At 43.0% G+C, this 16,147-nt stretch carries 15 protein-coding genes and 2 tRNA genes; 12 read left to right on the forward strand and 5 right to left on the reverse strand.

What is annotated here, in order from left to right:
* The first annotated feature begins 35 nt into the window (after positions 1-35).
* Together LY85_RS18020 and LY85_RS18025 are read left to right on the forward strand one after the other, a co-directional pair.
* A complete protein-coding gene (locus LY85_RS18020; protein WP_243122610.1) occupies positions 36-587 on the forward strand; it encodes a phosphatase PAP2 family protein in 552 nt (183 codons plus the stop codon).
* Positions 572-1,207: a DedA family protein gene (locus LY85_RS18025; protein WP_243122611.1), complete on the forward strand. Its 636-nt coding sequence runs from the start codon at positions 572-574 to the stop codon at positions 1,205-1,207. The genes LY85_RS18020 and LY85_RS18025 overlap by 16 nt, the downstream gene beginning before the upstream one ends.
* 50 nt (positions 1,208-1,257) lie before the next feature.
* Here LY85_RS18025 and LY85_RS18030 read toward each other — a convergent pair whose 3' ends face one another.
* Together LY85_RS18030 and LY85_RS18035 are read right to left on the reverse strand one after the other, a co-directional pair.
* On the reverse strand, positions 1,258-2,523 hold the full coding sequence (locus LY85_RS18030; protein ID WP_141827755.1) for a hypothetical protein: 1,266 nt from the start codon (positions 2,521-2,523) through the stop codon (positions 1,258-1,260).
* A 254-nt stretch (positions 2,524-2,777) separates the two neighbouring features.
* Positions 2,778-3,311 (reverse strand): cysteine hydrolase family protein, encoded by a 534-nt coding sequence (locus tag LY85_RS18035; RefSeq protein WP_141827756.1) that lies wholly within the window; start codon positions 3,309-3,311, stop codon positions 2,778-2,780.
* Positions 3,312-4,082: 771 nt separating this feature from the next.
* On the opposite strand from LY85_RS18035, the gene LY85_RS18040 reads away from it, so the two are divergent.
* From LY85_RS18040 to LY85_RS18085, 10 genes are all read left to right on the forward strand, one after another.
* On the forward strand, positions 4,083-5,042 hold the full coding sequence (locus LY85_RS18040) for a type I phosphomannose isomerase catalytic subunit (RefSeq protein WP_141827757.1): 960 nt from the start codon (positions 4,083-4,085) through the stop codon (positions 5,040-5,042).
* A gap of 62 nt (positions 5,043-5,104) precedes the next feature.
* Entirely contained in the window at positions 5,105-5,404 is a 300-nt protein-coding gene (locus LY85_RS18045) for a hypothetical protein (protein ID WP_141827758.1), read from the forward strand.
* Between the two features lie 74 nt (positions 5,405-5,478).
* Positions 5,479-6,759, forward strand: coding sequence for a PTS transporter subunit IIC (locus LY85_RS18050; RefSeq protein ID WP_141827759.1), 1,281 nt, complete (start codon positions 5,479-5,481; stop codon positions 6,757-6,759).
* 94 nt (positions 6,760-6,853) lie between these two features.
* The gene (locus LY85_RS18055; RefSeq protein WP_141827760.1) at positions 6,854-8,617 is read left to right on the forward strand and encodes a class I mannose-6-phosphate isomerase; all 1,764 of its coding nucleotides are present in this window, start codon (positions 6,854-6,856) and stop codon (positions 8,615-8,617) included.
* Positions 8,618-8,638: 21 nt separating this feature from the next.
* Positions 8,639-9,772 carry a hypothetical protein gene (locus LY85_RS18060; protein ID WP_141827761.1) on the forward strand — a complete coding sequence of 378 codons (1,134 nt, stop codon included), beginning with the start codon at positions 8,639-8,641 and terminating at the stop codon, positions 9,770-9,772.
* Between the two features lie 22 nt (positions 9,773-9,794).
* Complete coding sequence (locus LY85_RS18065; protein WP_141827762.1) at positions 9,795-10,238, forward strand: PTS sugar transporter subunit IIA; 444 nt, start codon at positions 9,795-9,797, stop codon at positions 10,236-10,238.
* 147 nt (positions 10,239-10,385) lie between these two features.
* The gene (locus tag LY85_RS18070) at positions 10,386-10,811 is read left to right on the forward strand and encodes a GNAT family N-acetyltransferase (RefSeq protein ID WP_141827763.1); all 426 of its coding nucleotides are present in this window, start codon (positions 10,386-10,388) and stop codon (positions 10,809-10,811) included.
* A 38-nt stretch (positions 10,812-10,849) separates the two neighbouring features.
* On the forward strand, positions 10,850-12,964 hold the full coding sequence (locus LY85_RS18075) for a PTS sugar transporter subunit IIA (RefSeq protein ID WP_141827764.1): 2,115 nt from the start codon (positions 10,850-10,852) through the stop codon (positions 12,962-12,964).
* Entirely contained in the window at positions 12,964-14,685 is a 1,722-nt protein-coding gene (gene ptsP, locus LY85_RS18080; protein ID WP_141827765.1) for a phosphoenolpyruvate--protein phosphotransferase, read from the forward strand. The genes LY85_RS18075 and ptsP overlap by 1 nt, the downstream gene beginning before the upstream one ends.
* A 25-nt stretch (positions 14,686-14,710) precedes the next feature.
* Positions 14,711-14,998: an HPr family phosphocarrier protein gene (locus LY85_RS18085; protein WP_141827766.1), complete on the forward strand. Its 288-nt coding sequence runs from the start codon at positions 14,711-14,713 to the stop codon at positions 14,996-14,998.
* 302 nt (positions 14,999-15,300) lie between these two features.
* On the opposite strand, the gene LY85_RS18090 is transcribed toward LY85_RS18085, so the two are convergent.
* The 3 genes from LY85_RS18090 to LY85_RS18100 form a co-directional block, all read right to left on the reverse strand.
* Positions 15,301-15,390 (reverse strand) — tRNA-Ser (locus tag LY85_RS18090).
* Positions 15,391-15,428: 38 nt separating this feature from the next.
* Positions 15,429-15,517 (reverse strand) — tRNA-Ser (locus tag LY85_RS18095).
* 113 nt (positions 15,518-15,630) lie between these two features.
* Positions 15,631-16,017, reverse strand: a complete 387-nt coding sequence (locus LY85_RS18100) for a hypothetical protein (RefSeq protein ID WP_042081644.1) — start codon at positions 16,015-16,017, stop codon at positions 15,631-15,633.
* Positions 16,018-16,147: the final 130 nt, after the last annotated feature.

Here is a 16,147-nt window from a genome sequence, read left to right on the forward strand (position 1 = left end):
ATACTCATCATCAAATGCATAAAGGATGTGATTCGTTGATTTCTTTTGAGCTCTCCCTCCTGGACTTTATCCAGCAGCACCTACGCAGCGGCTTTGGAGATGTGATCATGCCGTTCATTTCCAAACTGGGAGACTATGCGGCAATTTGGCTGATAACAGCGGCCTTTCTGTGCCTTATTCCCAAATACCGGAAGGCCGGCTTTACGATTGTTCTGGCGATTGGAATGACCGCAGTCTGCAGCAGCCTGATTCTTAAACCATGGGTTGCCCGCGTCAGGCCGTGCGACGTCACGGCAATTCAACTCCTTGTTCCACGCCCAAATGATTTTTCTTTTCCGTCAGGGCATACCGCTGCTGCTTTCGCGACGGCTTCCGCACTGTTTTTCAGCAGGAAAAGGCTGTGGATTCCAATCGCCATCTCTTCTGTGCTGATGGCTTTTTCCAGACTGTATCTTTACGTGCATTATCCCAGCGATGTTCTTGCCGGAGCAATTCTGGGGATTATTCTGGGCTGGGTTGCCTACAAATTTGCCGATATTGGTTCTACCCTGTGGAATCAAAGGCATTCTAAATGGAATCAGAGGTAACGATTATGCAGGACGGTATCATTTCCATCATTAATAGTTTTGGCTATCTTGGAATTTTTCTTTTGATCTTTATTGAAAACATTTTTCCGCCTATTCCGTCGGAAGTGGTGTTGCTGTTCGGCGGGGCTTTGACACTCAGCACATCCATGAATGTTCCACTGGTCATTGTCTTTGCCACGTTCGGTTCGCTGGCTGGAGCCGTCGTCCTCTATGGACTCGGACGCATTCTAAAAGCGGAGCGCCTGAAGACTTTGTTTGCCGGTAAATTCGGACAGGTTATGCATCTGAAGCCGGAATATGTGAACCGCTCTACACGGTGGTTTTCCCGATATCAGAACAAGGCCGTATTTATCTGCCGTTGTATTCCGCTGATGCGCAGCCTGATTTCCATCCCCGCCGGATGTAATGAAATGAATATTCCGCTGTTCTTGGTGCTGACTGTGATTGGCAGTACCGTATGGAATACTGCCCTGGTTCTGTCCGGCGCCTTTCTGGGAAGCGCCTGGGAATCTGCTCTGCCTTATCTCAGCCAGTATTCTACAGTCGCAGTGATTGTGTGTATCATAGCTGCTTTCGGTTATGCAGCCTGGAAGATTTTCAGAAAAAGGGAGAAATCGTAGAATAGGGGAATACGCGTCTTGCCTGCGGCAGCTTGCCGGAATTTTTCTATTTATGCAAAATTCAATCTTATTTCCTGAACGATTTGATTTAAAACGCCGCTGACAAGTTTTCGATCTTCCTCCGAGCCGTACAAACTGCTCGTCAAGGTACAGCGTCCCTGATAGGTAGAAACTGAAAGCTGAAAGTAGGGAACCTTTTTTACTGCCGTGCTGATAAATGCGTCTTCAATCTCGTGCCCGCCGAAACAGAGCCTTTCGTTATCGAGGATGCCTAAATTCGAATAGGAAGTGACGGGAACGGGCGAAATCCTGAGAAAAGATTTCTGCACGGCGGAAAAGGGCAGTATATGGAACAGCATATGAAACAGCATTGGTCCTTTCAGGCAATCGTTGCTTTGTTTTTGGGAACGCATTTGCCCGGACACCTTTTGGAGGGTTTCGGAAAATATTTCCCCTGGGGCTATTTCCGTGTCACACCAGTAATTTCCGGTCAGGTTGCAAATTCCGCACTGCTGGCCTTCCTTTTTATATTTTCGCAAATCAACGGGACATGGAACCGTTATTTTTTTGCACCCTGTTATTTGATGAAGAACACGGATATACGCTGTGAGGATCATGTCGTTTACACTCACATGGCAATCATTTGTAAAATGCCGTATGGCGTTAAATTGTTCTTTTTCTATCTGTGTTCTGCAGATAATCGGATGGGAAGAGTCCCCTGTCAGCGGAAGAACGATAGCGGGATCGGGCTTCCCATAATTTGATTTTGAAAACAATATTGCCAGTTTCTCTTTGAAACTCAGATTTTTCAAAAGCTGATTCAGGTTGCGCCTTCCGAGAGGCTCCGGACTTTTACTGAATTTCGCATCTTTTTCACACTTGGAATATAGGTCACAGAGCAGATACAGGTATTGCTTGAAGCCGGCTCCATCACTAACCATGTGGTTGATAATCAGGCAGAGCGTGTCATGCCTTTCGTCTCTTAGAAGCAGAATTTTTATCTGAGGTTCACAGGTAGGCTCGATTGCAGTAAGCAAATATGGAAATCGAGAGCTTTCACCTTCACCTGAAATGTTTATCAGGCAGAACATGTCTTCAGCGGTAAAGGGCCGTTTTTCCCAGCAATGCCGTTTTTTATCAAATACGCAGGTAAGCTCCGGAATTGCTCCCACAGACAATTGAACCGCTTTTTTAAGAGAGGTTTCGCTGATATGGTCATGGAACCGGACATAACAACGGATGCGCGGCTCCTGTACCGTCCCATAGAAATTTTGCATGCAGTCAAAAGCCTGCGCTTTGATTTTTTTCCTGTACATGACTTAACACCCCTCTCCGCTCCGCTGCCTCAATAGTTTTCTCACGGTGCTAGCACCGTGGATCACTACCATGATCCGCTATTTTTCGTTTTAGAGCCCTTTCAGAGTCATTCTATGATTCAGAAACGGTGTTGTCAAGTGCCTGAAGGCCTTTTTAGAGAAAAGCCGCACGAATTCAACATTCGTGCGGCTTTGAGAAGTCAGGCAATAAAAGATGCAAGCCTGTTGGCTCGCGTTATGCCTATGATATCAAGTTAGTCGTCTATCTCAGAAATGGTTTGCTCCATTGAAATAACCCGAGCATAACGATTGTTCCAAATTTTATTCTCATAGTATTCAGATAAAGCTTCTGCGCTTGCAAATGTATTATCAAATGTCGTTGTCGTTGCTCGCGGCACAGTCACATTGTACTCGTATTCAAAGGCGACTTTACAGGAAACATCGAAGCAATATTCTGTTTGCATGCCACACATAATAATATTTTTCGTATGGATTTTTTGAAGATACTCATGCAATCCCGTATTTCGGAATGCGCTGTTATACTGCTTTTCGAAAATCTTATCATCGGGCAATGGCGCAATCTCCCTGTAGATTTTCCACCCTTTGCTGCCGTGTTCTAATTCATCACCGGCCCCGCCGTCGTGCTGGACGTAAATAACAGGAATTTTTTTCTTCCTGCATGCCTGTAGCAAATTCTTTATGTTTTGAATAACGATAGTTTCATTATAAGGATGCCCTTCAACAAGGGCTGTCTGCATATCTATTATAATCAATGCATCGTAGTTCATTTTGCCCCTCCTTAAACATAGAATAAAAAATAGAGGATATGTATTATTGAAAGCTTGGAAAACAAAAAGCAAGACAGAACAACGCCGACATACCGATCCCGGATTTTAAAGTTTTTTCGACCATTAGCCCTTATCTCATCAGAGTCCTGTTTGGTTGCACATATTATAAATCATTTATTTTTATTATAGCTTATAAACAAACAAAAAGACCGACAAATTTCAAAAATGAAATTTGTCGGTCTTTGGCGGAGAAAGTGAGAAGAATATCAATACCATGACCGCAAAAAGGCGGCTTATGGGCTTATCATTCGCCAAAGTGACAATTGAACAATACCCTTGCAACGCCACCCAGTGAACCAACGGGTGGCGTTTTTTCGTAGATTCAAGGGATCATAAGGGTCCGTATGCGCATTTGTCATGGAAGCCATATTTTTGTTTTCCAGAATTAGGTATATCCTTGCCTATGGCGTAGGGCTTACCTGATCCTGGCCTTTCTTGCATGCAAAAATATTTGCCTAACCTATTGCATTTTCTTAGCCGGGCTAGACTGAATAAGGCACCATGCAACCATTGTTGAATTGCATAATGAGAAGTATACGCGTGGAAAGGTAAGGAATTCTACAAGTTTACTATTATAAAACAAAAACTATGGTATAATTTTATTCACTATTTTTTGCTAGAAGCTAGTCTTTTCCGTGACTTTCAATTCTGATATCATGTAGACGATGAAGTTGGGCGTATTCAACAAAAACTGTGAAAGGTTGATAAAAAATGTCGGAAGAAATTTTATTTCTAAAAACACCTGTGGGATCTACCATTTGGGGAGACGGCAGTATCCTGAAGCGGTACCCGGTACCTGTGGATGAACAAGCGGACAAGAGCACGATATCAAGTCTGTTGGCGTTCTCGGGGCACCCATTAGTATCTAATGAAATCGTAAACGGTAAATATGCCGGAAAAAACTTGCATGATCTTTACGATTCGGAACCGGAATTGTTCGGAAGTGAAAATGAGCGAAGGTGGGAAATTATACCGATTCAAGTCGCTGTATGCCACGCGGCGTCAGATTTAAGTATTCAGGTTCATCCAAGAGAAGAGTATGCGATGAAATACGAAAATTCTCATGGAAAGGCTGAGTGCTGGTATATTGCCGATGTGGATAACGAACCCGCCAAAGTAGTACTCGGACACAATGCAAAAACAATGGAGCAATTCGAAGATTACATTGCCAGAGATGCTTTTGATGAGCTGGTACAGGAAAAGCCAATTCACAAAGGCTCCTTTTTTAATCTGGAAGCGGGCACAATCCATGCTCTTCAAAAAGGGACAACATTTATTGAAGTATGTACATCCTGCCTTTTGACCTATCGCTTATATGATTACCACAGAAAAGATCGAGATGGAAAAGAGAGGGAAATAGACATTGACAAAGTAAAGGCCAATGTGTTGATACCTTACGAAGAAATGACCTACAATTTTATTGACAGTGAATATGGGGATGTGCACGAACGGGAACTTACAGATAATCCGAATTTTTCCGTGAGAATCTTCGATGTAAACGGAAATGGGAAAGTCGTCAAGAAAAAGCCTTATTATGCCTGCTTTGTCGTTGAAGGGGAAGGCAAAATCAATGATATTCCCATTAAAGCGGGCGACAGTTTTCTCCTGACGGCGAAAGTAAAAGGGTTTTCTCTGGACGGGAATATGAAAGTCTTAGCTGCACATGGTTAATACCAAGACTCTGAAAAAGAAATGTTGAAGGCCTGACGCTTATATTTGAGAGGAGAATGATTATGCCGGATAAAAAATTCATCTATGTCTGCTGTGGCGCGGGAAAACTAACCTCCTATATGGCTGCAGAGGGGGTCCGAAATGGTCTAAAAAAGCGTGGAATTAAAGATGTAAAGATAGAACATGGGATGATCAGCGATATCCCGAGATATGAGGACAGAATTGACATTCTCGTTTGTTCAACATCCTATACTGCCAAGCATAGTTTTCCAGTGTTAAACGGATTGCCGTTCGTCGTTCAGGATCAGGCGGGGGAAGAAAAGGTCATTGAAGAACTGGTTGCACTATTAAAAGCCAATTGATGCAATTGGAGTCGGAGATACCAGTTTAATAGGGGAATGGTTGTTAATTTAATATATTGAAAAGAGGCGTCAACATGCAATATGTAACGGCAGTTGTAACTTGGATATTCACTTTACCGTCTCCGGTATTAGTTGGGCTGATCATGGGGACGATTTGTCTGGTGTTTGGCGGCGGATTTAAGAATGCACTGCGAAGCGCCTGTCTTTTCGCAATTGGAATTACCGGTATTAATCTGGTTATGAATTATTGCGTAGGACAAATGCAATCTATTTCAACCGCGCTCTCTCAGAGGTTGGGAATTTCGCTTAACGTTGTTGACGGAGGCTATGCAATCGTTAACGGCATGGCCCTTTATCCGGGATTTTTTATCTGTCTACTTGCAATTTTATTGATTAACGTTGCTTTTATTCTGCTAAAATGGACAAATACCATGTGGAGTGATATTAACAATACGTGGCATGGGGTCGTAATAGGGGCCTTCGTCTGGGCACAGACAGGAAATGTGGTTGTGAGTATCCTTGTTGGAATAGTCACATTAGTTCTTATGATGAAACTGGCGGACTGGACCGCGCCGACTTTTCAAGAATTTAACAATATAGACAATGTATCGGTAATCGCAACTTCTGCCACTATTCCCGGGCTGTTTGCATTTCTAGTCATGAAAGTGATCAACAGAATTCCATTCCTTAAGAAAATTAACGCTTCTTCAGAGGATATCAAAGAGAAGTTCGGTATCTTCGGTGAAGTAATGGTCATTGGAATGATTGTCGGCATCCTCCTAGGCATTTTGGCCGGGTATTCTTTGGCCGGTATATTGACAATTGGCGTTGTCATGTCCGCGACGATGGCCCTTTTCCCCAAAATGGCAGCTCTGCTCTGTGAGGGAATCGTGCCGTTGTCAATGACAATCACTGCGTTCATGAAAAAAAGATTTGGCGACAGAAAGCTAAATGTTGCCTGTGACCCCGCTATCCTTTTAGGGGACCCCTCCGTCATGGCGACCTTTATTATCATGGCCCCAATCTCTATTGCTATCTCCCTTTTGGTGCCCGGCGTCGCTTTTGTTCCTATTGCCAGTCTTGCGGGAATGCCCTATTGGATTGGCGGTGTCACTCCTTACACAAAAGGGAACGTTGTACATAATGTAATCATCATGACCCTCTACGTAGTAATGGCGAGTTTAATAGCGAGTTCTATGGCTGATGTTATTACGAATATGGCGTTACTTACAGGTCAGTTTACGGATGTTATTAAAAGTGGAACAAAGGTCACATTTTGGGACGAAGGCTCCAGTATTATCGGCTTTGCTTTCAGAAAGCTTTTTGACTTGCTTGGAATGTCCACAATTGGATAAATTTAGTTTTTGCATCATGGCCGATCCGGTCCCGAGTGAATCGGCTATGGTGCAGACTACGAGTTTGACGTTTATTGTAATGTGAGGTAAGAAAATGTACGAAAAAAACAGGCAACCGAATTTTGACTTGCATCCGGTCACTGTCATTGATGGTGTCACTTCATACAGTGGATATGAACAAATCACCCAACTTTTGAAAAACAGGATTGCAAAGGAAAAAGCGGAAAAGGAAAAATTGGTCGTAGTCTTCGATAGTTATCACGGCGTTAATCAAAGCAAAATTTACAAAAACATAATTAAAGGTTTAGGCGCGGATTTGGTCATTGATTCAGAGACAGCAAGGCTCCCTGAAGAAGTTATCTTTGAAAGGTTCAAAAAGTTCATTGTTCCGGAAGATAGAACTTATGGGATGTATAGTGTCAGCACCGTTGATGAGTACTTTGATGAGGCAATGGTGGAAGCATTAAAAGAAAAAATCGATAATGCGGCAGGCTTAGTCGTTGTTTACGGAATTGCCTCCAGTATTCTGACCCGCGGAGATATTCTTGTTTATGGAAATATAGCATATCCGGAACTGAATATCCGGCTTGCACAGGGATTAGATAACTGGGGAGCCAAGAATTACAGCGAAGAGCTTCTGAAAAAACAGAAGAGGGGCATGTTTATCGAGTGGCGGATGTTAGACCGCCATAAACGTCCTTTGCTGAAAGCAATGGATTATATGATTGATTTTACCAAGGAAGACAAACCGGTGGCCGTAACAGGCGATGATTACAGAAAGGCCATTGAAGAGATCACCAATCGGCCATTCAAGCCGAATCCGATTTTTACGAAAAGTATTTGGGGCGGTCAATGGCTACAAAAGGTGTTGGGGGCAAAGCCGGATTGGGAAAACGTTGGCTGGGCGCTGACCGGAATTTTGGAAATTCAGTCGATTAATCTTCGCTGTGGAGAGAATACGCTGGAAGTTCCGTGTAATGATTTGCTGTTCTATAAACCAAGAGAAATTCTTGGGAATAAGATTTTCTACTTCTGGGGATACAAAAGCCCCGTTCATGTAAACTATCTGGATACCTGGGGCGGCGGAAATTTAAGCTTGCAGGTTCACCCCACGACGGACTACGCGTTTGAAGTATTCAATTCTTCCTACGGTCATCATGAGAGCTACTATATTATGGACGCCACGGATCACTCCTCTGTCTATTTGGGTCTCAAAGAGGGCACGAAGGTTCCTGAGTTAGTCCAGGCATTAAAGGATGCGCAAAATCCCGGTGTCGGCTTTGATGATACAAAATACATAAACAAGCTGCCGGTCAAAAAGCATGACCATGTGTTTATTCCCGGCGGAACGGTGCATTGTTCCGGCGAAGGAACAGTGGTACTGGAAATTGATCTGTTTTGTTTTGCAACCTTCAAGCTGTGGGATTGGGATCGTGTTGATTATGATGGCAGACCGCGTCCTATCAACATCGACCATGGCCAATATAATATTCAGGAAAATTTCCAAGGGGACTGGGTTACCGACAATTTGGTTTCAAAACAGAAAGAGCTGGCAAGAGGCAATGGCTGGAGGATGGAGAATAGCTCTACCATGAGCTATGAACCCATGACGGTCAACAGATATTGGTTTACAAAGCCTATCTGCCTGAATACGGATGACGCAATTATTATTCATGTTTTAGTCGAAGGGGAAGAGGCCGTGATTGAAAGTCTGGACAACTCTTTTGAGCCTTATGTGATTCATTATGCGGAGGCAGTTTTTGTTCCGGCAAACATAGGTCAGTATGTCATTAAGCCGTACGGGAAATCTGTGAATGAAGAACTGGCTGTTTTACAGATTTTCTATCCTCAGAAATAAGCTTATGTTAGGAGTATTATTATGGATCATAAAGAATTGGTCGTTCATTTTGGCGCCGGTTCTCTGGGAAGAGGATTTATCGTCCCTATTTTATTGGAAAGCGGCTGCAACGTAACACTGGTTGACGCCAATGAGGAATTGGTGAATAAATTGAAGGAAACTCATAGCTATACCCTTGTTATTGTAGACGAAGAAGAGGGAAAACAGCAAAAGCAGATCAAAGTGGACCGTGTTTTGTCGGCAAGAACAGACGCGGATATCCTGAAAGATGTGCTGAAAACAGTAAAAACGGTAACAACCTCCGTTAGACAGGAGAACCTTATTCATGTTGCAAAAACCATCAGCGAGGTTTGGGGCGATGAAGAAAATTCAGACAGAGCAGTAATTTGCTGCGAGAATCTTGAAAATGCGTCCGGATATTTTAAATCTTTATTAGCCGATTGTGCCAGGGATGAAAAACAGAAAGAACGGTTAATGAAAATCAAAGTTCCGGATACCATGGTGGACAGAGGCTGCTCTCAGTCGTACAGCGACCCCACGGTAGTATATACGGAGAGATTTTATGAAATTGGTGTGGATAAAAAAGAGCTGCCTGATACGGGAATCCGCCTGATTCCCTCTGTGGACAATCTGGAACAGCATTTTTATAGGAAAAGATTTTTGCTGAATACCCGCGTAGACGCTTTAGCCTTTGTCGGTCTGTATTACGGCCTCAATAATTTTACGGAATTGAAAAAGAGCGAAAAGATCATGAATGAAGTCACTCCTTATTTTGATCTTGTAAAAAAGAGTCTTGAAGTTGGGTTTGGAATGGAGAAAGAGGAAGTGGAAAAGTGGGCCTCCTTCTACTGGAATGAAAGGGGCAAGCAATCAAAAAAAGCTTCGTCAAAAGATGAAAGAAAACTCGTCGATATAGCAAGAGACATGTGGAGAAAACTTAGCTATGATGAGCGATTTATAAAACCGCTGGTAGTATTGAAAAGAAATGGATATGAGATAGACAGCGGCATACACATCATTGTGATGATGGTAAAGTATCTTGCTAAAGAAGATCATTTGAGCAAAGCGGAAACGCTGGATAAAATCGGAGCAATGTGGCGGATGGATGAGACCGGAGAAGCTATTTACGCCAGCGTTGCGAAGATGATGGATTAAACTCCTTTTTGCGAGGGACATAATGATTGAAGAAATATTTGTAATTGATGGAGATGCAGCAAGCTGGGAAGAGGCAATTCAAATGACCGCCGGTGTTCTTGCTGAACACGGTTATGTGAAAAAAAGCTTTTTGCAGGGCTGCATCGACAGAGAAAAAATATATCCGACAGGATTACCCACCAAAATACCCGTGGCGCTGCCGCATACAGGTTGCGCCCATGTGAATAAGCCGGGTGCTTGCCTGCTGAGGCTGAACCGGCCAGTCCTTTTTAACAGCATGCAGAATCCGGAAGAATCCGTAAACGTCAGCTTTGTGTTCAATATTGCCATTATGGATAATAGTGATCAGCTTAGCGCGCTAAGAGCAATTACCAAATTGTTTCAGGAGTTTGACGACCTTGATAAGGTGAAAGAGATGCCCCTGAATGAAATACGGGAATTATTTCAGATAGAAATGCAAAAGTAAATCTTCTGTGTGTACTTAGCCGTAGAAGGCTGAGTACACACAAACTCTTTTACATGGGGCCGCATTTAAAATTAGCTTAAACAGCGTATAAAGTGAGCATTGCTTGGAGTACAATAGGATTTTAATCAATTGGATAGGAAGTAAAAAATGAGTAGGGAATCGCATGTTGTTCTGGTACCGGATGAAATCCCTTTTGCATTCGAGGAAAAAGGGAGCATTCAGGAAATATGCCATTATCGAATTTTTAAATCTGTTGGCACTGATTCATGTGGGTATTGCTACCTGATTGTCAATGACGGCAGGCCAAGTCATATGGGAAACATAGGATTTCACATAGACGAACCCTTTAGAAGAAATGGCTTTGCGACCAGCGCTTGCAGGCAATTGCTGGAGATAGCAAAGGCAAAAGGAATGCAAACGCTTTATATTGCGTTTAATTTGGAAAATATAGTAACAAAGAAGATTTGTGATCATTTGGGAGGAACTTTGGAGGGAACGATGATACCGGAGTCTCATTTGGAACTATGTTCCAAAACGTCTCTGCTAAGATATATCTATCGTTTTGATTTGTGAGAGGATGTTGCCTTCGCTGAAAGAAAGGGGCAAAATGAATGAACGAGAGAGTATATGAGCTGCTCCGCTATTTGTTGAAAAATAGCAATAGTACCTTCACGATTGAGTCGCTTAGCGAAAAGTTCGCGGTTGGCGATCGCACAATCAGAAACTATCTGGCGGCGATTGAAGAATTTTTGCTGGAAAATAATATGACCGACCTGGTTACGGTAAAGACCGGGAATATTGTTGTCGACAGATCCTCCGATCAAGCGGATTATGTCCTTGACTTGGCGATCAAAGAGGATTTTTATGAATACAAGCTTTCCCCAAAAGAAAGAAAGTTTATTATAACGTTCTCACTGCTTCTGACAGATGGACCTATTACTGTGTCAAAGATGAATGAGCTGCTATATGTGAGCAGAGCGACTCTTCTTAAAGATATTGCGGAAGTTGAAAATTATTTTCATCAAAACGGAATTGAATTTTACGAAAACAAGCATAGGGGCTTTTTGCCGAAGCTCACGGAAAGCCAGCGGAGAGATGCCATTCTTTCCTTGGTGAAAGACGTATCGATGCCGATCATGGATCTGTTTGATGAGAACACGTTTAACATTTGCTCAAAGATTATTCGGCATAGACTAAATTTGGAAGACTATTACCCGAAAGCAGAAGAGGCAGTCATGCTTGCCGAACAAATATTCAATTTTTCCATGACGGATAATGAATTTTATGAGACGGTGCTGGTACTCTGCATTTCCATTGCACGGACTTGTGGCGAAAAAATGATTGAATCGGCCTTTACAGGCAATCCTGGTGCAACAAATTGCATCCAGGTAGCGAAATACCTGTTGAATAGGGTGGAATTAGACAGTCAGAAAAACAGCACGGAAGAATTGTATCTTGCCGAAAAACTGAACGGATGTACCATCAAAAAAACGGCGGGAGATGTTCCGGATAACTACTATTTTATAGTGAAAAGTTTTTTGAATAAGTTGGCTTATGTATATAAAAAAGAGATTTCTCGGGATTATCAGCTGCAGGAGCTGTTGACCAGTCATATTGCCGGGATTTGTAACCGTATCAAAAAGGGCGAAAGAATTGTGAATCCGCTGAAAAATCAGATTATCGAAAAATACAGTGCCGACTTTGATATTATAAATAAAAATATTTGGGTGATTCAAGACTATATTCATATTGAGTTGAATGACGATGAAAAATGTTTCATTCTAGTTCATGTGCTGGCTGCGGTCGAAAGGCTTAAGCAGAAAGTGAATATGCCAAAAGTAATCATTGTTTGCAATTCGGGGCTGGGGACTTCTGTGTTTCTTTCAGAAATGGTAAAGAAACATTTTAATGTAAATATAACGCACATTCTGTCCTATCATGACCTTAAGAAAGAACTGCTGATTGCAAAAAATAAACGGAACCTGGAATGTGATTTGATTATTAGCACAATTCCTCTTAAAGATATACCTTTACCCTGGATACAAGTTGGCGCGATGCTCTCGGGAGAAGATTTGAGCGGTATACAAAAGATGCTGTCCAAGGTGACGGCTGAATCCGCGGTAAATGGTGGGGTTGAGGCACCGCGGTTAGACGAAGGTAGCGAAAACTCTGTGGAAGACGGCAGACCAGTCGATACAGGCAGCGAAAAAAGGAAAGGCATCATGGTGGGTACTCACAGAGCCGTACTGCTGAGCAATTGGTTTTTCCCGTGGAATATTGTCTTTGAAGAAAAAGCAACGGATTGGAAAGATGCGCTTGCGATAGCGGCGAGGCCTTTGGTACAGAAAAAGATCGTGACGGAGAATTATGTTCACAGCATGATTAAAAACGTCATGAACCATGGGCCCTATATTGTTTTTGCTCCGGGGGTTGCCGTCGCACATGCAAATTCGACAGACGGAGTATTGAGATTTGGAATATCCATCTTAATGCTGTCAGAACCCGCCAGATTTGGGCATAAAGATAACGATCCTGTTGATATTGTAGCGGTGGTTTCTCTTGATAATGCCAAAGAACGGAAAGCGTTGCTGTTTTGTTTAATGAATATTCTATGCAATCAATCCGCTGTCAAGGAGATGCGGTCCGCTGCTACACCCCTGGAAATCATCGACGTAATCAAAAAATATGAAGCGAGATATGCAAAGAGCAATGAAGGAGAATCATAATGGTCTATAAAGCGAATTCAGTTTCCAAAGGAATAGGGATTGGAGAAGTATTTCTATACAAAACTTTTCATCCGTCAGTGGTAGAAAGCCTAATAGAACCCGATACAGAGGAACAGGCAATTAATTGGTATGAAGAGATCAGGATAAAGGCAAAAGCTGAGATTGATTTATTGAAGCTTAAACTTTCGGAGGATGCTGAAAAGGCGAAAATTTTTACAGCGCACTTGGATATTTTAGATGATCCAGTAATGAACGGCGAAATCAAGGATGGGATTATACGGCGTCATTTCAATGTCGACTGGGCCATTTTCGACACGTATGAAAAGTATATTAAAATTCTGAGTGCCGCGAAGGACCCTGTTATCCGTGAAAGGGCAATTGATTTAAAAGATGTGGAAATGCGTCTTCTTCGCAACTGCTCTGGGGAGAGGGAAGCGGACATTGCCTGTTTCGAAAAGCCGGTAATCATTGCGGCCCATGAGCTCACTCCATCCGATACCGTCATGATGGATCCGGCCAAAATAGTAGCTATCCTCACGGAGAACGGCGGCTATTCTTCACACAGCGCCATTATAGCCAGGAACTTCGGAATCCCCGCGCTCTCAGGGTTCAGTGATATAGAAAAGATTCTTGACCAACCCGGGCCAGTGGTTGTAGATGCCATGGGTGGCTTACTGATTACAGACCCCAGTAAAGAGCAGTTGGAAAGTTACAGCAAAAAACAATCAAACTATCTGGCGGAAATTGAGAAGGCCAAAATGTTTGAGGCAGCAGCGGCAATCACAGTAGACGGTATCCCCATTGAAGTGAATCTGAATATTGCATCTGCGGATGAATTGGAGCTTGAAGGCGCCCAGTTTACAGACGGAGTGGGGCTGTTCCGAACGGAATTTCTCTTTATGGGCCGAAGCTGTCTGCCTTCAGAAGAAGAGCAGTTCGAAATATACAAAAAGGTGCTTATCAGATTCGGAGACCGTGCAGTCACATTGCGAACCTTAGATATTGGGGGTGATAAGAAACTGGAATGTTTAAACCTGCCAAAGGAGGATAACCCTTTTTTAGGCAACCGGGCCTTGAGATTGTGTTTTGAACACATGGATATTTTCAAAACACAGTTAAGAGCGGCGTTAAGGGCGTCCACTTATGGCAATTTGCGCATAATGTTCCCAATGGTCGCCAATATAGAAGATGTCCGCAGAGCCAAAACGGTTTTAGCAGAGGTAAGGCTTGATCTTGACAGAGAAAAAATATCCTACAGCAAAAATATTAAAATTGGGATCATGATTGAGATCCCGTCGATTGCACTGATGGCGGATATGGTGGCGCAGGAAGTTGATTTTGCCAGTATAGGTTCCAATGACTTGATTCAGTATGCCATTGCAGTCGATAGAATGAATCCTGCCGTTTCCGGGTATTATCAGACATATCATCCGGCAGTATTCAGACTGATCAGTTATGTGGTTCATCATTTTGTAATAGCAGGAAAACAGATTTGTGTATGCGGAGAAATGGGAGGAGACTGCCTTTCGGCGATGGCATTGATTGGCATGGGTATGAGGCAGTTGTCTATGAGCAGATCATCTGTTGGGAAAATTAAAGAGATGATTGGGCTGCTTTCAACCCAACAGGCAAGGCTCATTGCCGGAAAAGTGGTGAATTGCCCTACGGCAGCAGAAGCTGAAGAGCTTTTAAAAAATGAATTAAGGGAACTAGGCTTGTAAACAAGACAAAAATGGAGGAATTGTGATGTATAAAAAAAGTACGAAGATTATTAACCCTACTGGGTTGCACGCTCGTCCCGCATCTGATTTTATTGCCTGCGCGGGCAAATTTAAATCCAAGGTGTACATAAAGCGAATGAAAGAGAACGAAAGTGCAGTGGATGCCAAATCCATTATTATGTTGCTTTCGCTGGGATTGCCCCAAGGGGAAATTGTAGAGATTAGCGCAGATGGCGATGATGAAAAGGCAGCAGTAGAAGCGCTTATTGCACTGATGGATTCCGGATTCGGAGAAATGTCGTCCAAAAGATAAAGATGTTGATCGATAAGGAGGATAACTCATGAAAGCGTTGATGGTCACTTATGATGATTTTGACGATTCGGAGGTAAGTACATCTTATCCGACTTCTGGGGGAAGGTTTCGTTGTGGATATTGCCTCTTTTGAAAAAGAAAGATTCTGGGAAAATACCATGCAGTATAAATCATCTTATAATACATAATTGTAAAAGACGAGGGACAACCTTTACGGTTATCCCTCGTCTTTTTTATGCTATAAATAGCACAAATCCGAACCCCTCGCCAACTGGCGATAATGAGTTCGGATTACAATGCTTTGGCGGAGAAAAAGGGATTTGAACCCTTGCGCCGGTTACCCGACCTACTCCCTTAGCAGGGGAGCCCCTTCACCACTTGGGTATTTCTCCTTATTGGTGAAAACAAAACAAATTATGAAGTTTTTAGATGGCGGAGAGGAAGAGATTCGAACTCTTGGTCCCTTGCGGGATCACTAGTTTTCAAGACTAGCTCCTTAAACCACTCGGACACCTCTCCATCACAAGTGCGAGAATAATAATATCATATTTTAGGGGCTTGTGTCAATGCATTCCATTAAATTTCTTAAACAAATATCCGCCTCCGTTTTATGCGGGGAGGCGGATATTCTGCTATTCGGCAAGGAAAGAGGCTTTTTCACACAGCCCGCAGAGTCCCATGGCGGGAAGAGTGACCACAAACCACAGCAGGGAAAACGGCACGCAGATCTGCCCCATAATGTTCAGCGGCAGTGCGGAATAATCCCAAACGTTCTGCTTCAGAGCGACATTTACAAGAAGCCCGGTGGCAAATTCCACTGTAGTGATAATTCCCGAACCGGCAAAGCATTTGACGGAAATCGGTCTGCTTCTCATCGTGTGGTTGCATACGCGGTCAATCAGGCACAGGCAAAGCCCGCCTGCCGCAGCCATGGAAATATCCGTCTTCCCGCGGCAGATCATTTCCAGCGCCGGATATACAGTTCCTCCGGTCAAAAATAGAAACGCATTTTTTTTCATCCTATATCACCCCACTTTGCGTTCATTGAAATTGTTTGCAGGGTGAATAAATTTATTCGTTCGGACTCAAATTTAAAAAGGAAGGTCCGATATTATAGTTAAATAGTGTTAAAAGTTTGTAAAATATTTT

The sequence above is a fragment of the Clostridium sp. KNHs216 genome (assembly GCF_006714885.1).
GTDB lineage: Bacteria > Bacillota > Clostridia > Oscillospirales > Acutalibacteraceae > Caproiciproducens.